The sequence below is a fragment of the Psychromonas aquimarina ATCC BAA-1526 genome (assembly GCF_000428725.1).
Classification (GTDB): Bacteria; Pseudomonadota; Gammaproteobacteria; order Enterobacterales; family Psychromonadaceae; genus Psychromonas; species Psychromonas aquimarina.
In genome coordinates, this window is sequence record NZ_AUAM01000053.1 from 1 (window position 1) to 20140 (window position 20140).

Sequence of the window (20140 nt, forward strand, 5' to 3'; positions counted from 1 at the left end):
AGAGCACTTGGCGCTCATCTCAAAAGCAACACCAAAGGGTAAACATTCTGTACTTATCATGGATCAAGCAAGCTGGCATCAAGAGTATTTGGCGAATGAATTTTTTAACCTAACCATTATTCATATTCCACCTTACTCTCCAGAGTTAAATCCGATAGAGCAAGTATGGCAATGGCTTCGTCAATACAAGTTAGCAAACAAGTGCTTTGCAAACTACGAAGACATTGTTGATAGTGTTTGTGGAGCTTGGAATAGTTTTTGTGAAGATAAAAGCAGAGTAATTTCACTCTGCTTTAGGAAATGGACTAAATTGACAAGTTAATTAATGGGATTGGTATAAATATTCTGCTCTAATTGATTCACACACCTCAGTTAAGACATAATGAATTTAACTGGAGAAATAGAATGAAAGCACACAAAAAGAATTCAAATTAGATGCAATATCGCTCGTCAATGAGCAAGGTTACAGCAATGCCGAAGCTGCTGGAAACTTAGGTATTAGCCCAAGTTTAATTCCTTATGTGTTATAGCAGACGCATCAAATATGTGATCAGTCTTGCGGGTTAAAATTAACCCTGTCTGCGTTATGAGTTTTGAAAGTAGAACAACTACTCTTCTCGATAACCTGAGGCAATAAAACCCCGGTCATCAGACAAATTTAATAGCAAACTTCGACTTGTACATGCTGCTGAATATAGTTCCCCCATTGATCATAGCGCCACTGGTTCTTCCAAACGTAGCGACATACCGGTGGTCTTGGCACATAAATAGCTGGCGGTGTAAAACCTCCATTAGATACAGTCACCTGTGATTGATAAAAGGTAATTGCGCTAGCATTTAAACTGCTAAAACCAGCCAAAGCGATCATAACGGCAAGTGTACTCTTTATTCTGTTTTTCATCTATCGATCCTCTTTATTCAATTGATTCTGCGCTGTCTTGTACGCTGTTGATGATGGATAGAATACGCTGCGACGAATTTAATTAACCGTGAATATTCTCAGTTAACCTAAAGAGTGCCAAAGTTCAACTGCCTCTGATAACTGCGGTATAAGATTCTTTCTCCTTTATCCTTAATGGGTTTTAATCAGCGCTTTCAGCCCGATCCGGACTTACTAAACCTTGGCCTGGACAACTATTTTTCTATCTGATTCTGATTGTTTTTTAATCTGGTTACATACTTCTCTGGCAGTTGAGTCAGAGGCTTATGCTTATTTTCGTACATCGTACGCTCCGTCAGATATGTATTGTTCAAGGTTAGTCCCTGATTAAGCTGCTTGAGTCGGTATTGCTTATCGTTAACTGTTACCACAGCTGTATCCGTCTCATCAAATGCACATGTTATAAAAGTTTGAGACTCCTCAACAGGTTCCGACTGCAATAGCAATTGACCAGTCAAGGGTAAGCCAAGCCTCGAATCCATCAGCATGGCCGTGTTTTGACTGCACACTAACAAGCGATGTTGGTCATTACTGAGTTCAAGTACTCTGATTATATCGTCTTCAGGTAGATCAGCCTGATACTCCCAGACGATTTGTTGGGTGTGGCGATCAAATGCAATAATTCGATTATTAGAGCCCTGTAAAATAATCAAATTGTCATAAATAACGAAGTCCTGTCCGTTCAGGAATATATATTCTTCATATTCATACATGTCACTATCGACGTGAACGACTTTATCGGACTGGATGTATTCGTAGGTGGTCTTAACCGGATCAGGCTGGAAGCTATTGCGTAACTGGAAACTACCGCCATCCGGCCTGACATAATGATAAATGCGTTTACCAACATGCACATATAAGGCTTGTTCCAAAGGTAATAACTGGTAGTCAAAGTTTCCTGCGCCAGGGGGCGTTACGGGCGGTGTTATATTTTCAAGCGTTTTCGCATCAAAAAGGTAAAAGCTCTCTCCTCTTATTCCACCCAAGCCGACAAAAAACAGACTTTCATCCGGCAGCAGGGAAATATTCCCGCCTAAATCACCGTCTGTCTGGTAGTTCGCCATCGCTACAATTTTACCGCTGTGCATGTCAATTTTGAACAGGCTCCGAAACACAATGCCAGCCCCACTGGCAACATCAACAATGTAGGACATATACAGAGAGCCATCCGATCGCCAAGAATATAAATCTTGAAAATATCCTCTAAACTCAAGATCAGAAAGGAAAAATTCCTTCTGCAGCTCCTCGCCTTGCGCTATAGAAGAAAAATCACTTCGCTGTGCCCAAAACGTAAAGAGACTAACTTGCTCTGCCGGTGAAAGATTATGAAACTTGACTTTGTTCTTTTTCAGGTAGGCCCATCTTTCTGCCGGATCAACATCAGTTGACTCGACTGAGTCAAAACTCATTTCATTATTTGAGATCTGCGTTTCGGACTTATCCTGTATCAGCCAGAACTCCTGCTCCCGGATCAAAGCGGGTAAAGAGAGCACATGACTCTGTACATCCTGACTCGCCCACTCGCACTGTTCATCTATAGATTCCCTAACCCACCCATAGCCTAGCGATAACCCCCAATCGCCTTGATCATCGTTGTACAGTATGGCGTAATCGTCATCTATCACCACATACCGCTCCTGCTGGCCGGGTGAGGGCAGCTCATTTTCATCTTCAAAGTAGGAATAGGTGTCTTCAACAAAACGACCATCCTTGAAATGACTGCGTCGAAGTGTGTTTTCGTCCGACAGATCAATCTGTAAAAACTCATTGCATGGCTCCCCGACCAGTACCTCCGTATAAAAATCATTGGGGAAAAGCGGTTGGATATGATCCGCATTCATGTACACCAAGCGATCGTAGCGGCCTCTATCACCATCAATACTGTAAAACAGCATGCCGGGAATAAGGTCGGGTTTCATGACCAAAGTTGGAGTTTCGGAATCAAGCACTCGTTTCTGTTTTACCTCAGCAGATTTCAGATTGATGACACGACCGATCCAGGATTGTACGCCTTCTTCCTGGATAATATAAAGGTGACCGTCATCCACAGCCCAAAGCAATGGTTTGTTTCCCCCAAAATCTAATAAACGACCGTCCGAAACCTTGTAATAAAATTTCTCTTTGAATTGATAGACTTGTCTGGGGATCAAGTTTTCCAACACAGTCGACAAGGGTTTGAGACGTGCCGTCCAGTGCGACAGAACCTGCGTGTAAGGGTTGTTATCCTTGCCTAATTCTTGCGTTAATTCTCCCCAGCGAGACACGGCTAAGCCTACATCTCCACCCAGAAAATCAATTTTTGCAGCATTGGCTTTTTTCTCTATCACCAATTCCCGGGTACGCTGACGCTCAAAGTACCATTGAGTCGTCAAAAAGATCGCGACGGCACTGACCATTGAGATCCCTGCCAGAGCCTGTAATTGGAATTGTCTTCTACGTTGTTTCTGCCGCTGAGCCAAATCAGCATAGGCAATTCCTGTAAGACCTGCCACCAGCTTGAGCAGCGCTGCTTGCTTCCCTCCTTTACCTGAACGAACATCTGCCGATATGGGTTCAGTGGGGCGAGTGGAAATAGAGCCGTCCTCATTGACTTCAAAGCGCAGTGCCGCCGGGAAGCATTGTCCAGTCAATGGATCCGTGGTCTCATCTCCCCCTGGTTCGCCTCCTACGATTATGGCTAGAACGCGATCCATTCGCCCCATTGCTTTGAATAACCGAACTTCTTCGTTTACCCATTGTGATGTCGCGGAATTGGGAGAGCAAATAACTATAAGATACTGGGAATCCTCCAGCGCATTAGTGAGTTTTTTTCCCAAAGAACTAGCCGTTGGCAGTTCTTCTTTATCTAAAAAGACTGGTATTAAACGCTTTGGCACAGTCCCCGAGCAGGTAGATGATCCAACGCGATCTTTGGGGATTTTGTAGGTTTCCAGAGCTTTATGCAGCCAGGCACCCCATTTGCAGTCTCTATGACTGTAGCTAATGAATGCCTTGTACTTATATCGTTCCATGTTGATTTCCATATTCAAAACCTGTATTTCTTCAAGCTCCACATCAATCCCTAAGTCAGTTTTCCTGATACGGCTTATCGGCAGCCTTCCCATTAACCGTTGTTAAATATTGATCAAATGGGAAATAGACAAGTTATTTAATCTTTGCAGGCAGAGCTTTATAGATCAACTGCCATACTCCGAGGTGCTCTTTGATCTGGATCCTGTACCGATCTTCAGATCTCGATGACAATGCCTCAAGCAATTCAATCAGTTCAAATGTATCGATCGCAGCAACGCTAGCGAGTGATTTCAAGGTATTATCACAAAAACGAAGGCCGTAACTTCCCGAAACGATAGTATTGCTCCCCCAGTGATGGCTATGCTGCTGACTTATCAACTCAGCATGTCGTTCGACAAACCATTTAAACCGGCGACAACTAGACAGAGAGGGAGACAGCTCAGGCAGGAGCTTGTATTTCATAACTCTGTTTTCAAACTTGATCCCTAGTTCCAATGTTGACAATTTCTGTAATGCTTTGAGCTCTTTGTTGATTGCGGTTCTATCACAGCGTAATGCATCGGCAATGGTCTGTTGGTTAAATAGCTTGAAGTCGAACTCATTCCCATGCGAATACATAGTAATAAAGTAACGCAATTTTTGATAGACATTACCCTCTTTCATTTGCTGCAGCCTGAATGCTAAGTCTTGATAGTCATCAGATTTTTGCTCATAAGCGGTTTTCAAAAAAAGATTTTGATTCAGCACCTTGACTGCATCTTCGAAGTCATCGCGATTAATACTGATCCATTCCGCCTGCCGGTTACGAGTTTCGATCTTGATATTGAGGACGCCGTTTATCGATGAAATATTACTGTAAAACTCATCACCAAAGTGTTCACCCGTTCTAAGTATTTTTATGAGTGATGCGGAGGTTTTTCCTTCATCTTCATCAGCAGTAACCTCAGAAAATATCAACAACTCTCCGCGTGTGACGAAGAGCAGTTGATCGTTTACCGGCAGTGAACAAACGCTTCTGACCTGTTTATCAACAGATGCTCTCGCTTTTCCCTGATGAAAATTTAGCCAGTCAAACTTGTCCCAGTATTGGTCAACAAGCTCATGCAGCGTCTCTACCGGTAATTCGGAGAATAGGAACATTTTGGGGAGCCAATGTTTCAAATATTCGATTCTTCGGGCTGGGTCTGGTACAGCAGCGGATGACGTTTGCTTCATAGTTGTTCCACTTTACCTTTAAAAGTAAAGAAAATAGGCGCCAAAAATTGTTGAAACGCAGGTTCGCAGTGTTTCATCATCAGGCTTATATTGTTGAGTGTTGTTAACAGCATCCAATGTTCGGTGTGCTTGTCGATTAACACATTTATGAGGGCCATAGCATCATCAAAGCGGTGATTGATTATCGACATTTCAAATACCGTCGCCATATCCCAATAATCAGCCTCCCGACGCCCCGACATGTTGAATTGCATCCCGTTGACAAGATCGAGAGCATTGGTCGACACAAATAAGTTGTACTCGATATTGTTCAATACTTTGCGCATCTCAAAAAGATCTTGGCTTCTTCCTCGAATACGCAATAACGTCGCTAAGTTGATTGCCGGATACGCATCTCGAATATCGAGGTGGGAACCTTGGCGATACGCATTGATTGTCGCCTCTAGGTGGGTTTGAGCGATATCTTCATGAGCAAGACTAAGTTGCCAGCAATCTTTATAAATCCGACCTTTTAAGGCCCAGGTTTCGGTACTAGGTTTATTGATATTCTCTAACAAATCAACCAAAGCAACCTTCCGCGTCACCTCGTTGGCTAAACGATTAGCAGCAAAAACGTATTGCTCTACAAATAGATCCAATGCTTGCTCTACAGGATGAAAGCTGTGGTAGCTATCAATTATTTGCTCAAAGCAGCCAAAAGCGCGTAAGGAGACAAACAAATCGAGTTTTTCCGCAAGCGGCAAAGAAGCTGCATCTTCGGTTTGTTCAAGGTATTCCAACATTGACTCTTTGTCTTTAGCTTGCTGTGATGCCCAATTTTCGCTGTTAATTAGAGGTGCTAAATCTGTCTGGAAATGGTCAGTTTTTAAATGGGACAACAACTCATTACGCCAGCTGCTAACTAGCTCATCTACAGAATACACAGGCTGCTTTAGATGCTGCTCAGTGCGAGTAAGCCATGCGGTCAGATTTCTGTTGTTCAAGGTAAATGAGCGCGATGCAAGTTCTGTCTCATATGGTGTTGCGGAGGATGCTCCTAACACTAGAGTGGTCGCAAAGCTGTGCTGTACTCGGGCTTCCAGCCTTATTTTGAGGTTAGTGTCCAACAAGTTTTCTTCCACTAACAAAATTTCAGCATGTTTAATAATATCTGCTGTCACATCTGTAGGGGAATGAATCAAAAGCTTTTTATCCGGAACAGAGCTTAACCATAACTTTGTTTCTGAGGAGCCGAGGTTTTCAGTTAACCAAAGACATATATTTCCCATTACCACGCCTTATATCAATATTTAAGGAGTGAGTATATCAAACGGAGAATGGGTGTTGATAGTGATTGTTCACGACTAACTCATTTAGTCATGTCAATAAAGTTACTTTTTTGGAGCTTTTTTGCGTAAATTACCCAAACACAACCAAAGGCATGAACAAATAGAGGAAGTCGGAATAACGGTTTAATACTCATATAAACGTATATCAAGAGCTTAGGGAAGCAGCCTGCAAATAGATCGCGTTAGGTAAAATGCTCTAACAGATAAGAATTGGTGTCGCGCAGCCGACACCTCTATTCAGAGTTGAACAAGCCCAAGCCACTTCTTTATAGTAAATGACAGTATCGATTTCTTGGCGGAAACGGGATTAACAGTATTTTCAGAACGAACAGAGTAATAGCGTGATTCAGCACAGCATCACGACCTTGCTGCATGTCTTTAAAGCGTGTATTGACATACCTCCTTCATCTCAGATTGCGGCCATTATCCTTATTTGCCTTTCGGCTAGCTCGGTCGGCTGATACCAACGCAGGCCATCTCATGCTGGCAGCAAGGGCAAGCACGAACTGCTTTGCTTACCACTGTTTGTTCGTTAACATCCTGAAAGATTTATTAATGCAGTCACTGTCATCACCAAACATCTGTTACTACTAATACCATATTTGAGCATTCAAAATTACCACCGCCGCTTCTCATTAGAAGATCTGCTGCCACTATTCATGTATGTGGCTCTGAGAACTCCACCGATGCCTCAACGTTGTTTGAGTATGGCTGAGCTTTATGGGTAATCAGGTAAGACTATGACTTCGGCATTAATTAGGTTAGCAGTGAATAATCACGGTTAAGTAAATTCAGCGTAGCGTATTCTATCCATCATCAACAGCGCGCAATACAGCGCAAATTAAATTGAACAAGAAGGATAGAGATATGAAAACCAGCATAAAAAGTATACTTACCGTTGTGACCGTTTTGGTTGGCTTCAGTAGTTTTGGTGCTAGCGCAAATCAGTTTTTTCATTCACAGGTGACTGTATATAATGGAGGTTTTCCGGCACCACATCATCGTCCTATGCCAGTTCCAAGACAACCGGTATGCCGTTACGATTGGAAGTACGAGTGGCACTATGATCAATGGGGTAACCGTTTTTCGCGACGTGTACAAGTCGAAGTTTGCTATTAAATTTGTCTGATGAGCGGGATCCCTTCGTGGCTTCCCAGAGTCTGGTATTTCGGCTATCACTTTGCCGCTAAAATTGATGATCAATATATTTTCTCAACGGCGTGCCTTCGAGGATATGCTGCAGCTTGGAGAATTATTGATCATCGAGTATATCTTAATGGTGTCCACGGGATTTACCAAATGTAGGGAAACGGAACCATGCCAATAAGGACTTGGTGGTTTAGCGGATATCTGGACCTTCATATTAATGAAGAGGTGAATCCAGGCTTTCTTAGTGTTACTGATTGTAAGTTGCCCCAGTGGAGTGTTTTGAGGCTTAAGGTAAAGCGGGGCAAAGTTCTGTCATTTAATGTGTTGGAGTGGACTGAGAATTGCAGCGCTCCTGTTGTTACTCGAACTTTTCATCTAGATGATTAGTAACTTTGTTGTACCTAATAAAAAACTCAGTTAGTCATGGATGAATGAAAGCTAAAGCACAATCGCTAATTTTCCCAAAGTATAAGGAGTTAGGGCATGTCAGTTTTTTCGTATACTGAACCCATTAATTTAAATAAAGCCGTTGTGATGAAAGGAGAGCCTTTATCACATAGTGAATATATAGAGACGCTTCAAGGTGAGCAGAACGGAGCTTTACAATACCTTGACTCGCCAGACATTGTTTGGAATGTACCAGATTCTCTCAAGTGTAAAGTTAAGAACAATGGTGAACTGACCTCTTTTTACGGAGATACGACAGTATTTAAACTCTCAGAGGATGATATTGACTTAATAAGCGGAGTAATGGAGAGCCTCGCTCCCATACAAGAAACTCTCGCTGAACCTCTCGATAGAGAGCAGTTACACCTTACTCTCCACGACCTGTCGAATTCACCTGTAGAATCACAGATATCAGACCAGTTGATGGTAAATGAAACAAAAGTAAAAGAGGTTTTGAAAAGGGTTAGGAGTTATTTAAACGAGCATCCTGATCAAAGAAAGATAAAAATGTTATCGACGAATGCATACCCATGTCTTAATACCTCAATTTTATTAGGTTTTGCTCCCAAGAGTGAGCAAGATTTAAAGAGGTTGATTAACCTGTACAATTTGTTTGATGATGTCGTTTATCTCAATTATTGGCTTAGACCTCACATCACACTTTCATACTTTGAACCGAGAGTATTGAAAAGAAGTGAAATCATAAAACTGAGCGATACATTAAAAGACATAAATGGAAACGTCTTTGAGCTTGAACTTGATATGCTAGAACTTGCCTATCAGCATTTTTCTAGTATGAACAGCTACAAGACAATTATTACGCTTAAAGACTTAAGCCGACTACTTAGCAAGTGACGTCATGAGAAAATAAATATTTAAACTATTTATCCCTCAAAATATCTGTTTTAAATTTGATTTCGTAATAACAAGAAGAGGCAGCATAGAATACTTCAAAGTCAGGTGTACAGATATGTTTAGCTCCATCATACCAGTATGGAAACCCTAGCGGCTGAGCCTCATATATTATTACCTCTTTGTCGAGTTCGAGGTAGTAGCAAAAATCAGCTTCAAGTCTATTTTCTGTGATGACGAGAGTTTATAGACGGAACTTAGTAATACTCTTGCTGAGAAGGTTATTTAAATTTCGTTTCTTGGAAGTTATTTTTCTATTCATTTATACCTCCGCACTCTTGCTGTAGTGTGGAGGTATTATGTCAATTGATGCTTTTCATTTTAAAACAGCTTATGCTTTATAAATGAAAACTTATGCTTTATTCAATAATATAGTTAGTGTTTAAGTTAAGAGTTCTATTCTTTACCGTAAACGTTATTTTCCTGCTCTAAAACGCGGATAAATGTAGTACGTTTGGTCAGCTCTTTCAGTTTAGCCGCACCTACATATGTACAGGTTGAACGTACTCCGCCCATAATGTCCTGAATAGTATTACCGACTGTGCCGCGGTAAGGCAGCAGCACGGTTTTACCTTCAGCCGCTCGGTAATTAGCAACACCGCCGGAGTGTTTATCCATCGCACTTTTAGACGACATACCGTAGAACTTCATGAACTTTTCGCCGTTCTTTTCGATAATTTCGCCGCCACTTTCAGTGTGGCCGGCAAGCATGCCGCCAAGCATTACAAAATCAGCACCGCCGCCGAAGGCTTTAGCAACATCACCTGCACAGCTGCAGCCGCCGTCTCCGATAATACTGCCGCCTAGGCCGTGCGCCGCATCTGCACACTCAATAATTGCTGACAGCTGCGGGTAACCAACACCTGTTTTAACACGAGTAGTACAAACTGAACCCGGGCCGATACCTACTTTTACAATATCAGCGCCGGCTAAAATTAATTCTTCAACCATATCGCCGGTAACAACATTACCGGCAGTGATTACTTTATCAGGGAAAGCTGCGCGTACTTTTCCAACGTATTCAACAAGATGTTCAGAGTAACCGTTTGCGATATCGACACAGATAAACATGATCTCTTCAGATAACTCCATGATATCAATGGTTTTCTGGAAGTCTTTTTCAGATGTGCCGGTAGACACCATGACATTTTTAATCACGCTGCTGTCTGCAGTGGCTACAAAATCTGCCCAGTCGCCAACCGTGTAATGTTTGTGGATTGCAGTTAACACACCATGTTCAGCAAGGGATGCCGCCATAGCAAAACTACCCACTGAATCCATATTAGCAGCAACGATTGGTACACCGCTCCACTTACGACCGCTATGCTTGAACGTGTATTCTCGAGCGAGTTCAACCTGTGAACGGCTCTTTAGAGTAGAACGTTTTGGACGGAAAAGGACATCTTTAAAACCTAACTTTAAATCTTGTTCAATACGCATAACTGTTTCCTAAATTTATCTCAAAAAATATAAACAATTTGGTTTTGATTTACTGGCAAAAACGGCAGGCAAAAAAAAACCGGGGAACTTTTATAAGCGCCCCGGTTGAAAGCAGTATAGGGAGAAAAATATTTAACACAAGCGATTTTTTATCAAACTGTTGTTGATGAAAAACTAAAATAAAATGATAAATTGCTTTGCTTTATTTATAAATTTCCAGCCTATGCGGGAGTTTATTGTACGCTTTCGTCTGAGTTAAATTATTGTATTGAATTCAAATATCTTTGTTTTACTTTTAGATTATTAAAGACGCTTGAGAGTGAGCCAGCTTTCCTAAAAATATGAGTTTGTCTGCTGACTTACCAGCGCGAACGGTATGATCTGTGACAGCTTCTACAGGTCGAGTTCACCTGCTTTAAGGCTTTTTCTGCCGCACTTTTATCCTTGCTTTTAATACCCTGTTCAAGTGCGGAATAATGTGACTGCATCACGCTTAATTTTTTATTAAAATCATCTGAATTTTTCCAGATGTTTTCTTTGGCTTTGCTATTTTCGGCACTGCCGGACGGGAATAATCGAGTTAATGAATTACTTAGTTCAACTAATTCTGCACTGCGTTTTTCTAATAAAACCCAGTCACTGTCAGACTGGTCCAGAATCTCTTCAATCTGTTCATTATATTTTTCAATAGCTGTAAAAGCAGCCTGACGGTTTTCGATTTCACTGCTGAAATCCTGCGAAGCGTAAAGCCAGGCAGGGGAAAATAAAAGAGTGATTAGGGTTATACCTGAGAAATATTTCATAGCTGTTTTTCCTATCTGTTTTAGTGGTTTGTTTAATGGTCTCTGCTGAACTGGATTTTAATTCACATTGCAATTGTTGCGTGCGCAACTGTTTTTGTGTAAATTATGTCTGTCGCAATTAATTGCTGTGGGATTTATCCCGTAAATACATTTAAGGAGTAGTAAAATGAAAGTTTGGGATTTACCAACGCGGTTATATCACTGGTTACAAGCACTATTATTTGTTGCTTTAATCATTACGGGGAATCAGGGACCACATGTTCAACTCGGGCTGGCTTTGTTTACCCTGTTATTATGGCGTGTTTTATGGGGAGCACAGGGAAGCCAGACCAGCCGTTTTACTGATTTTATCTCTTCACCTAAAAGCTTAATAGCTTATTTTCGCGGACAACAAAGACACAAAGCGGGTCATAACCCTGCCGGCGGCTGGATGGTTGTGTTAATGCTGCTGGGCTTATTATTACAATGCCTGTCTGGTTTAGTGCTTGGCGGGTTTGCAGATAATCTGCCTTATGCTGATTTATGGTTAACCGATAGTGTGTTCAGCTTTGTTGAGCTGTTACATGTTGTACTTGCGAAACTGCTGCCGATACTGATTGTAGTGCATTTACTGGCAATCTTGTTTTATAAGCTGCGTTCTAAACCCCTGGTCTGGGCTATGGTGACTGGCTATCAGAAGCATTTATCGGTTGATTCTGTATATTTTGTTTCAAATAGACGTGCATTATTGCTGTTAGTTGTCTCAGTATTAGTTACTATCGCAATAGTTGTTTTGTCATAATATTTAAGAGAAAAAGATGAATAATAAATTTGATCGTCAGTCCAGCTTCGGCTGGTTAATTAATGTGGTTGCCAGTCAGGCCTCTAAAAAGTTTGACACGGAGTTAAAAAAACATGGTTTGACGATTGCGCTCTGGCCTCCGTTGATGTGTTTATGGGAAGAAGAGGGCATTAATCAGAGTGAAATTGCTAAAAAGTCGAAAGTTGAGAATTCAACCACGACACGCACGCTGGATAAGCTGGCGGCGTTAGGTTTAATTGAGCGAAGAGATGATCCGCACAGCCGCCGCTCTTTCCGTATTTATTTAACCGATAAAGGCCGGGATTTAAAAGAGGTTTTACTGCCTATTCCGGCGGCACTTAATCAAGAGATGATTAGTGCGCTGGATGAAGATGAACAGCAGCAGATAATTCGTCTGCTGCAGAAATTAGTAGCAAAGGTCTAAATAAGTGAAAATATTGACAACAATAACAGCTGAAAAATTAACTAAGTTTGCTTATCTGATCGGCACAATTATGTATGTCGGCGGTATTTTATCGCATATTGTTATCTCTGCAGTATTAGGAGAAACAGATCTGCAGGCGGTTTATTACACCTCTGTATATAAAGAAGAGAGCGCTTACATTCTGATCCTGCCCGGGCTGGCACTAAAGCTGCTGGCGGCTTTTGTTATGGGACGCTCTTATCAGATAAAACCTCTGTGGTTAAAAGTGCAGTTTGCCTGTATGGCCTTTTTAACTATTAATGCATTTGTATTTTTAGTTCCTATGATGCCGGAACTTCGTGAACTGGCCGCGCAGAATATTGAACTTGGATATTTGAGCGACCTGTATCAAAGCAGGGCGCATACTGAGATGTTAATTGGTATCTCAAATGTTGTGCCGCTGATACTGGTGTTAGTTTTAGGCGTCTTCGGACCGAAAAGTTCCTAGCAAGAGCATGACCCTTTTTTTGTGCCTGAAGAAAGGGTCTTCTGAACAGTTGAACTGTGTCCCGGATCACTTGCCGTTATATTGTCAGCTTTGTAAACTGCTTATTCCTTTCCAAAACACCTGATTAAAACCCTATGGCTACCATTAAAGACGTCGCAAAACTCGCAGGTGTTTCTACTGCAACTGTTTCTCGTGTTATCAATAACAGCACCTATGTAGAGCCGGTTACGCAGGAACGGGTTCAAAAAGCGATGCGTGAACTTAATTATCAGCGTGATGCTCGAGCCGTGGCATTAGCCAGTCGTTCTAATAATACCCTGGGGTTATTAACCGGTAATCTTGCCGATCCTTTCTTTGCATTACTGGCTAAGAGTGTTGAACAGGTGACTCGTAAGCACGGGCGCCAGCTTGTGGTGGTCAGCGGCGGCCATAATGTGCAGCGCGAACAGGAAGGGTTGAATTTTCTGATCAGCCAGGGCTGTGAAGCTATGGTTGTACATTCAAAAATGCTTGATGACCAAACCCTGCTTCGTTACGGTGCACAGCTGCCGGCCATGGTATTAATCAACCGTACTATCCCGCAGCTGGCTAACCGCTCTGTGTGGGTAGATAACCGTGCTGCTGTCAGCTGCTCAGTTGAGCATCTGATTGCACAGGGACATCGTAAAATTGCCTGTGTGACCAGTGATCTGCCTATTAGTGATCGCTCTGAGCGTCTTGAAGGTTATTTTCAGGCGATGACGGCTGCTAATCTAAAGGTGCCTCCGAACTGGGTTATTAATCAGCCGTTCAGCGAAGAGGGCGGAGAAGCTGCTGGAAAACTGCTTATCCAGCAGTGTCCGGAAGTGACAGCAGTAGTTACCTTTAATGATGTTATGGCAGCGGGACTGATGGCCAGCCTGCATGAGCAGGGATACAAGGTACCCGATGATTATTCTGTCATTGGTTTTGATGACGTTCTGCTGGCGCGTTACCTTTATCCTCGCCTTTCCACTATGCACAATCCTATTGATCTGATGTCGCATCATGCTGCAGAATTAGCACTGCAGCTGGCTGATAATATTAACCTGCCGCAGTCGGCAAACCGTTTTGAAGCGCAGTTAGTGTGCAGGCAGACAGTTGCGGCGCCGCGTGGTTGATTTGTTGTTAGCTTGTTCTGCGCATGTAAACTAATTTATCACACTATTTATGAGACTGCTGTCACATGTAATGTTTCCATGTAATCGCTTACATGGAATGTGTGTCTGGATCTCATTTTCAGTTGACGGCCCCTCTTATTATGACGTTATTAAAACACCCGAAGAGAAAAATCATGTACGACTTTGAGAGGAAAACAAGATGACTAATAATAGGGCTCTGCCGTCTTTAGCATTAGCGATTGCGCCAATCGCAGTGATGTTCGGCTTACTGGTAATCGGTTACGGTATGTTAGGTTTACGTATCGAACCGCTTTTACTGGTGTCGGCGGTTTTTACTGGCGGTATTGCTTACAAGATGGGCTACAACTGGGATGAAATCATGGGGGCTATCGTTGACAAGCTTGCCAAAGCGATGCCGGTGATTTTAATTCTTGTCTCGGTAGGCGGTTTGATTGCCAGCTGGATGGTTGGCGGTACGATCCCCTTTATGGTTTACTGGGGTCTGAAAGTAATCAGCCCTGAATATATCTTGATTGCCGCTTTCTTTGTTACTTCGGTTGTATCGGTTTGTACGGGTACATCCTGGGGATCCGCAGGAACTGTCGGTGTTGCATTGATGGGCGTTGCTGCCGGTCTGGATGTTTCCATGGCGGCGGCCGCCGGCGCTGTGGTGTCCGGCGCATATTTCGGCGACAAACTTTCTCCTCTTTCTGACTCGACTAACTTTGCTCCGATTGTTTCCGGTACCACGCTTTATGAACATATCCAGCATATGCTCTACACCACCATACCGGGTTTTATTATTGCTTCGATTGTGTTTTTTGTCGCCGGTCAACACGGCGCTGCTGATGCTGTCAGCGAACCGCAGAAAGTAATCGATATCCTTGCTGGTATTGAAAGCCTGTATAACCTTAATATTGTATTAGCATTGCCTCCGGTTCTTATTCTTTGGGGGGCAATAGCCAAAAAACCGGTATTACCGTTAATGCTGTCGGCATCGGCACTGGGCCTTATTTTAGGTATGACGGTGCAGGATTTCAGTCTGCAGCAGGGTTTTGAAGCTTATGTAAGCGGCTTTAACATCAGTATGTTAAGTGCTAACGGCCATGCAGTAGACGGACTGGTCCCGGATATTGCGCAACTGCTTAACCGCGGCGGTTTAGCATCAATGATGAGCACTATCTTACTGGTTTTCTGTGCTTTTTCTTTTGCCGGTATTCTCAGCTTAACCGGTGCTTTAACGGTTGTTCTCGGGCGCTTTCTGCATCTGATCCACAGCACCGGGCAGTTAATTCTTTCAACCGTTGCCGCAACAATAACCGTGGTATTTACCACTGCCGACGGCAAGTTAGCACTGCTTATTCCGGGTGAACTGTTTCAGGGGGCTTACCGCAAGATGGGACTCGATACGAAAAACCTGTCTCGTACTATTGAGGATGCCGGAACCATTATTGAACCGCTGGTTCCCTGGACAGCTGCCGGTATTTACATGGCAAGTACTTTAGGTGTGTCCACACTGGATTATCTGCCCTGGGCTGTGCAGTGTTATACCGGAGTTATATTTGCACTGATTTTTGGTTTCTCAGGTATTGGTATTGCAAAAGCTAAACCCGCTTCAACAGAAGCCTCAGCTGAAAATATATCTTTTGCAGCGGTTAAATAAGGTGAATTTAATGAAAACATATTTTGATAAAGTAACCGACCGCCGCGGCAGCGGATCTTTAAAATGGGATTTTATGGAGCACAAGCTTGGACTAAGCAGTCCGGATCTGCTTCCTATGTGGGTATCTGATTATGACTTTAAAGCGCCGCCCGCGGTGCTGCAGGCATTACAAACACGTATTGAGCATGGCATTTTTGGTTATGCTGAGCGTGATCCGGATTATTACCAGGCCGTGATAAACTGGTATAAAAATCAGTACAATATTCGACTGCGTAAGTCCTGGATCACCACAGTTCACGGCGTACTGCCGGGCCTGTCGATTATGATTCAGATGCTTAGCAAAGCCGGTGACAGCGTGGTAATGCAGACCCCGGGTTACGGATCATTTCGTAAGATCAGCGCACTCAATGAACGTAATATCCTGGAAAATCCGCTGCGGGAAGATAACGGCCATTACACTATGGATCTGGAGCATTTAGAGTCATGCTTTATTGCCGGTGCTAAAGTGATGATTTTATGTAATCCGCATAATCCTGTCGGCCGCGCCTGGTCTGAAAATGAGATTATTGCGCTTGCACAACTGTGCCATAAGTATGATGTTTATCTGTTAAGTGATGAGATCTGGGGCGACTTAATTATGTCCGGTCACACTTATTATTCGGCGCTGTCTTTACCCAATCATCTTCAGCAGAAGCTGGTTGTAGCGACGGCTGCCAGTAAGACCTTTGGTTTATCATCAATGCGCATATCAAATTTTATGATTGCTAATGAGGGGCTGCGAAATCAGTTTACTGAGCGTCTTGATGCGCACGGCATGGATGTTTATAACAGCATGGCAATGTGTGCGGCAACAACCGCTTATCAGACCTCTGCAGACTGGCTGAGTGAACTGAAAACTTATCTGCAAAGCAATATAGAGTACTTAGCTAATTTTATTGAGGAGCAGTTACCGCAGTTAATATTCAGACAGCCTGAGGCCGGTTATCTTGCCTGGGTTGACTGCCGTTTGCTTAACGTTAGTGATCAGCAGTTAGAAAGCCAGCTGGTGAGTGCGGGAATTGTACCGAGTATGGGAACTGCATTCGGGGATGTCGGCAAAGGTTTTATCCGCCTGAATCTCGGCTGCCCGAGAGAGACACTGCTCGAAGCCTGTACACGCTTAAAAAAAGCATTAGGTTAATTTAAGTTTAAAACGGCAGGTTTCTTTCTGCCGTTTTGACTGCTGCTTATTTATAAGCACCGCCTGCATAATGCATTTCATAGCTGTGGCTGTAGATTTCCAGAATATTGCCAAACGGGTCTTCCATATAAATCATACGGTAAGGTTTTTCTCCCGGATAATAATAACGCGGTGCTTTCATACGGCGTTTACCACCGGCCGCTTCAATTTTCTCCGCCAGCTCTTCAACATTAGGATCCTGCACGCAAAAGTGGAAGATCCCGGTTTTCCAGTATTCAAAGTTATCTTTCGGATTCTCCTGATTTTTAAATTCGAACAGCTCAACACCAATGCGGTCACCTGTTGATAAATGTGCAATGCGGAAGCGTTCCCAGCCTGCACCGAATACGTCAGTACACATTTCTCCAATAGCGCTGTTATCTTCGATAACTTCGCTGGGTTTCATAATTAAATACCAGCCTAATACTTCAGTATAAAACTTAACGGCAGCTTCAAGATCCGGTACCGAAATACCAATATGTGAAAACGTTCTAGGATAAGGAGTACTCATTATTAATGTCCTGTGTGATTTAAAGTAAAGCCAGTGTATATTTTTATTACTCAACCAATAAATTATGATTTATTATAGATTTGATAATTTTTCGTAATGTTCTTTATGGGGAAAGTGGTAATCATATGGTTAATCAAAAATGGCTGTTAACATTTATGAGCCTGGCAGAAACTGGGCATTTCACTTTAACTGCAGAAAAGCTGCATATGACTCAGCCGGGGGTAAGTCAGCATATTCATAAATTAGAAGCACAGCTGCAGACACCGCTGCTGCATCGTTATGGTAAACAGTTTGAATTAACGCTGGCGGGTCAAAAACTTTATGCCTACGGCACACAGGTTCAGGCACTGCAGACCGAACTGGCGCAGAGTATTGATTTGGATGATCCGTTCCAGGGGGAATGTAGAATTGCCTGCTCTGGTGCCTTAGCTATGCAGCTCTATCCGCATTTTCTAGCTTATCAGAGCCTCCATCAGGGCATTAGCATTTCACTGGAAGCTTCGCCGAATCAGAATATTATTAATGATCTCTTAGAAAACAAAACAGATATCGGCATCGTTACCCAGCAGCAGTTTTCTGAGCAGTTAATTCAGACTTATGTGGGGGAGCAGACGCTGCAGTTAGTACTGCCTAAACAGTATGAAAATGAGGATATCAGTTTTGACTTTCTTAATGCGCTGGGGTTTATCAATCACCCGGATGGTTTTCATTTTCTTGAAAAAGTGTTTAAAGCAAACAGCTTTAGTGGATATAAAAGCCCCCAGGATGTGCACATTAAAGGTTATATCAACCAGTTAAGCCAGATACTTTTACCTGTTTCTAAAGGTCTGGGTTATACGGTATTACCCGCCGGTGCAGTTGAACAGTTTGAGTCAGCAGATACGCTGAGCATTGCCACCTTAGAGTTTAAGGTGAGTGAAAAACTGTATTTAACAAAAAAGAAACACCGGGAATTACCTGTGAGATACCAGTGGTTTGAACAGAAAATAAAAGAACTGCTTAACAATTAAGATATTTTTTGCAGAGTCAGCGGGCGGTGAAAGCTATTCATTGATATAACGCTTTGATATTTCAACCATATCAGGCATTGCTGAGCTGGGAATTAGTGCTCCTGGGTGCTGGATTACTTTAGCTGCTAATTTATGGCCGAATTCAGCCGCTTGCTTGGCTGCTCCTGTATTTAAACGCACAGCCAGATAGGCCGCTGCAAAGCTGTCCCCGGCCCCGCTGCGGTCAACAACATTATCTACCTGCTTGGGAGTTACCATCGATACACTGTCGTAATTAAGTATAAGTGATGCACCGCTGCCGCGTTTAATAACAACCTCGCTGACATTGTACTCTTTACAGCGATCGATTATTTCTGCAGTACTTTGATCTTCAAACACTGCAAAGTCGTTTTCTTCACTGATTAAGGCAATATCGGTTAAAGTTAAAATATCTTTATAGGATTTTTTAGCTTCAACACTAGACCAGAGCTGCTGCTGATAATTATTGTCAAAAATAATTTTTCCGCCGAATACTTTGAAATTCATTAATAAAGCCAGTAAGTATTCTCTGCATGGCTGCGACAAAATTGCCAGACTATTACCGCTGAGATAAAAATAATCAAACTGTTCAAGCTGCCGCTCAAGTGTCGTAAGACCACGTCTGAAATAATATTTTGCCGCACTGTCGTTTCGCCAGTAGGAAAAAGAAAGTTCATCAAACTGATTGCGTTCAATCAGAGATAAACCAAGATTTTTATCGTCAAACTGGCTGACCAGCTGGGTATTGATACCTTCATCCTGCCAGCTGCATATTAATTCGTTACTGACTGCATCGCTGCCCATTGCTGTTGCATAGAAAACTTCTACAGGTTCTGAGTGGGGGTGATCTTTCACTAAACGAGATAAATACAGGGCGGTATTAAGTGTATCTCCTGAAAAAGTTCGTTGTATCGGCTGACCGCTTAATTCGATTATGCACTCTCCAAAAAATGCAATTTTCATTCTGCGGCTCCAGTTGATAATTTGCTGGAGACTATTTCACTGATCATATGTATCACACCTGCTTCAATCATTAAATTAGCAGCCATATATATCTGTTCCTGGAACCCTCTTTAAGGGGCTTTTAAATACATTTACGGATAATTGGAAATGTAAAATTGTTAGAATTACTTATATATGTATCACACTTTTCAGCTTCTATGTTGCAGTTGTTATCAATTTTGACCTGGTTTTGTATCGCTAAGCGAGCTTGATCAACAATTCATACCCTAGTTAATAAAAGGTTGATAGGAATTTATACTTTTGCAGCTGGTGAATTTTTATATAGGAGGATTCAATGACCACTTTTAATTTTGTATTATTGACGGCACGTTTTTCTTTGATTTTTTGAAAGGAAAAGGGCATTTTAGTTTTCTAATAAAGTATTCAGACAGCTTCTGCTTTTTATAGGTATAAATACCGTAATATTAATGACTTATATTTAAATTGCGTTTATTATTTAAGCGGTCGGCTCTAATGTTTCAAATAGTGCTTGCTAAGGTTATGTGATCTGTATATCATTCGCCGCACTTAAACGGACGCGAGATGGAGCAGCTTGGTAGCTCGTCGGGCTCATAACCCGAAGGTCGTAGGTTCAAATCCTGCTCTCGCAACCAACTTT

At 42.4% G+C, this 20140-nt stretch carries 17 protein-coding genes, 1 tRNA gene and 1 pseudogene; 11 read left to right on the plus strand and 8 right to left on the minus strand.

All coding sequences use genetic code 11. The annotated features are described in order from the left end of the window. On the plus strand, positions 1-322 hold a 322-nt coding region (locus G337_RS0116570), incomplete at its 5' end, for a transposase (RefSeq protein ID WP_028864895.1). Between the two features lie 336 nt (positions 323-658). Here G337_RS0116570 and G337_RS0116575 read toward each other — a convergent pair. From G337_RS0116575 to G337_RS0116590, 4 genes are all read right to left on the minus strand, one after another. Further along, on the minus strand, positions 659-901 hold the full coding sequence (locus G337_RS0116575) for a cupredoxin domain-containing protein (protein ID WP_028864896.1): 243 nt from the start codon (positions 899-901) through the stop codon (positions 659-661). 233 nt (positions 902-1134) lie between these two features. Further along, a complete protein-coding gene (locus G337_RS27815; protein ID WP_169719634.1) occupies positions 1135-3993 on the minus strand; it encodes a TIR domain-containing protein in 2859 nt (952 codons plus the stop codon). A gap of 91 nt (positions 3994-4084) precedes the next feature. Then, complete coding sequence (locus G337_RS0116585; protein WP_028864897.1) at positions 4085-5167, minus strand: cyclic nucleotide-binding domain-containing protein; 1083 nt, start codon at positions 5165-5167, stop codon at positions 4085-4087. After that, a complete protein-coding gene (locus G337_RS0116590; RefSeq protein ID WP_028864898.1) occupies positions 5164-6435 on the minus strand; it encodes a TRAFs-binding domain-containing protein in 1272 nt (423 codons plus the stop codon). The genes G337_RS0116585 and G337_RS0116590 overlap by 4 nt, the downstream gene beginning before the upstream one ends. 677 nt (positions 6436-7112) lie before the next feature. Here G337_RS0116590 and G337_RS29230 point away from each other — a divergent pair. Together G337_RS29230 and G337_RS0116600 are read left to right on the plus strand one after the other, a co-directional pair. Continuing rightward, a pseudogene (locus tag G337_RS29230) lies at positions 7113-7223 on the plus strand (IS1595 family transposase); the annotation flags it as partial. 904 nt (positions 7224-8127) lie between these two features. Then, entirely contained in the window at positions 8128-8946 is an 819-nt protein-coding gene (locus G337_RS0116600; RefSeq protein WP_028864900.1) for a hypothetical protein, read from the plus strand. A 453-nt stretch (positions 8947-9399) separates the two neighbouring features. Here the strand turns inward: G337_RS0116600 and G337_RS0116605 are convergent, their stop codons facing one another. Both G337_RS0116605 and G337_RS0116610 read right to left on the minus strand, forming a co-directional pair. Then, complete coding sequence (locus G337_RS0116605) at positions 9400-10443, minus strand: GMP reductase (RefSeq protein WP_028864901.1); 1044 nt, start codon at positions 10441-10443, stop codon at positions 9400-9402. A gap of 359 nt (positions 10444-10802) precedes the next feature. Continuing rightward, the gene (locus G337_RS0116610) at positions 10803-11246 is read right to left on the minus strand and encodes a c-type cytochrome (RefSeq protein ID WP_037027757.1); all 444 of its coding nucleotides are present in this window, start codon (positions 11244-11246) and stop codon (positions 10803-10805) included. Positions 11247-11412: 166 nt separating this feature from the next. Between G337_RS0116610 and G337_RS0116615 the strand changes: the two genes are divergently transcribed. From G337_RS0116615 to G337_RS0116640, 6 genes are all read left to right on the plus strand, one after another. Beyond that, positions 11413-12027, plus strand: coding sequence for a cytochrome b/b6 domain-containing protein (locus G337_RS0116615; RefSeq protein WP_028864903.1), 615 nt, complete (start codon positions 11413-11415; stop codon positions 12025-12027). A 16-nt stretch (positions 12028-12043) separates the two neighbouring features. After that, positions 12044-12472 (plus strand): MarR family winged helix-turn-helix transcriptional regulator, encoded by a 429-nt coding sequence (locus G337_RS0116620; protein WP_028864904.1) that lies wholly within the window; start codon positions 12044-12046, stop codon positions 12470-12472. A gap of 4 nt (positions 12473-12476) precedes the next feature. Continuing rightward, positions 12477-12959 (plus strand): enoyl-CoA hydratase, encoded by a 483-nt coding sequence (locus tag G337_RS0116625; RefSeq protein ID WP_245597670.1) that lies wholly within the window; start codon positions 12477-12479, stop codon positions 12957-12959. Positions 12960-13093: 134 nt separating this feature from the next. After that, positions 13094-14098, plus strand: a complete 1005-nt coding sequence (locus tag G337_RS0116630; RefSeq protein ID WP_028864906.1) for a LacI family DNA-binding transcriptional regulator — start codon at positions 13094-13096, stop codon at positions 14096-14098. 199 nt (positions 14099-14297) lie between these two features. Further along, the gene (gene nhaC / locus G337_RS0116635) at positions 14298-15761 is read left to right on the plus strand and encodes a Na+/H+ antiporter NhaC (RefSeq protein WP_028864907.1); all 1464 of its coding nucleotides are present in this window, start codon (positions 14298-14300) and stop codon (positions 15759-15761) included. A gap of 10 nt (positions 15762-15771) precedes the next feature. Continuing rightward, entirely contained in the window at positions 15772-16941 is a 1170-nt protein-coding gene (locus G337_RS0116640) for a MalY/PatB family protein (protein ID WP_028864908.1), read from the plus strand. Between the two features lie 46 nt (positions 16942-16987). Here the strand turns inward: G337_RS0116640 and G337_RS0116645 are convergent, their stop codons facing one another. Beyond that, positions 16988-17491 carry a lactoylglutathione lyase family protein gene (locus tag G337_RS0116645; protein WP_028864909.1) on the minus strand — a complete coding sequence of 168 codons (504 nt, stop codon included), beginning with the start codon at positions 17489-17491 and terminating at the stop codon, positions 16988-16990. Between the two features lie 125 nt (positions 17492-17616). On the opposite strand from G337_RS0116645, the gene G337_RS0116650 reads away from it, so the two are divergent. Next, on the plus strand, positions 17617-18501 hold the full coding sequence (locus G337_RS0116650; protein WP_028864910.1) for a LysR family transcriptional regulator: 885 nt from the start codon (positions 17617-17619) through the stop codon (positions 18499-18501). 33 nt (positions 18502-18534) lie between these two features. Here the strand turns inward: G337_RS0116650 and G337_RS0116655 are convergent, their stop codons facing one another. Next, a complete protein-coding gene (locus G337_RS0116655; protein ID WP_028864911.1) occupies positions 18535-19482 on the minus strand; it encodes a sugar kinase in 948 nt (315 codons plus the stop codon). A 576-nt stretch (positions 19483-20058) separates the two neighbouring features. On the opposite strand from G337_RS0116655, the gene G337_RS0116665 reads away from it, so the two are divergent. Further along, positions 20059-20135, plus strand: a tRNA-Met gene (locus G337_RS0116665). The last annotated feature ends 5 nt before the right edge of the window (positions 20136-20140 follow it).

What these genes read in the sequence shown, in the direction of transcription:
- G337_RS0116645 (WP_028864909.1), bottom strand. Translation starts at nt 17,491, where the DNA reads ATGAGTACTCCTTATCCTAGAACGTTTTCACATATTGGTATTTCGGTA.
- G337_RS0116630 (WP_028864906.1), top strand. Translation starts at nt 13,094, where the DNA reads ATGGCTACCATTAAAGACGTCGCAAAACTCGCAGGTGTTTCTACTGCA.
- G337_RS0116640 (WP_028864908.1), top strand. Translation starts at nt 15,772, where the DNA reads ATGAAAACATATTTTGATAAAGTAACCGACCGCCGCGGCAGCGGATCT.
- G337_RS0116615 (WP_028864903.1), top strand. Translation starts at nt 11,413, where the DNA reads ATGAAAGTTTGGGATTTACCAACGCGGTTATATCACTGGTTACAAGCA.
- G337_RS0116620 (WP_028864904.1), top strand. Translation starts at nt 12,044, where the DNA reads ATGAATAATAAATTTGATCGTCAGTCCAGCTTCGGCTGGTTAATTAAT.
- G337_RS0116610 (WP_037027757.1), bottom strand. Translation starts at nt 11,246, where the DNA reads ATGAAATATTTCTCAGGTATAACCCTAATCACTCTTTTATTTTCCCCT.
- G337_RS0116600 (WP_028864900.1), top strand. Translation starts at nt 8,128, where the DNA reads ATGTCAGTTTTTTCGTATACTGAACCCATTAATTTAAATAAAGCCGTT.
- G337_RS0116590 (WP_028864898.1), bottom strand. Translation starts at nt 6,435, where the DNA reads ATGGGAAATATATGTCTTTGGTTAACTGAAAACCTCGGCTCCTCAGAA.
- G337_RS0116585 (WP_028864897.1), bottom strand. Translation starts at nt 5,167, where the DNA reads ATGAAGCAAACGTCATCCGCTGCTGTACCAGACCCAGCCCGAAGAATC.
- nhaC (WP_028864907.1), top strand. Translation starts at nt 14,298, where the DNA reads ATGACTAATAATAGGGCTCTGCCGTCTTTAGCATTAGCGATTGCGCCA.
- G337_RS0116650 (WP_028864910.1), top strand. Translation starts at nt 17,617, where the DNA reads ATGGTTAATCAAAAATGGCTGTTAACATTTATGAGCCTGGCAGAAACT.
- G337_RS0116605 (WP_028864901.1), bottom strand. Translation starts at nt 10,443, where the DNA reads ATGCGTATTGAACAAGATTTAAAGTTAGGTTTTAAAGATGTCCTTTTC.
- G337_RS0116575 (WP_028864896.1), bottom strand. Translation starts at nt 901, where the DNA reads ATGAAAAACAGAATAAAGAGTACACTTGCCGTTATGATCGCTTTGGCT.
- G337_RS0116655 (WP_028864911.1), bottom strand. Translation starts at nt 19,482, where the DNA reads ATGAAAATTGCATTTTTTGGAGAGTGCATAATCGAATTAAGCGGTCAG.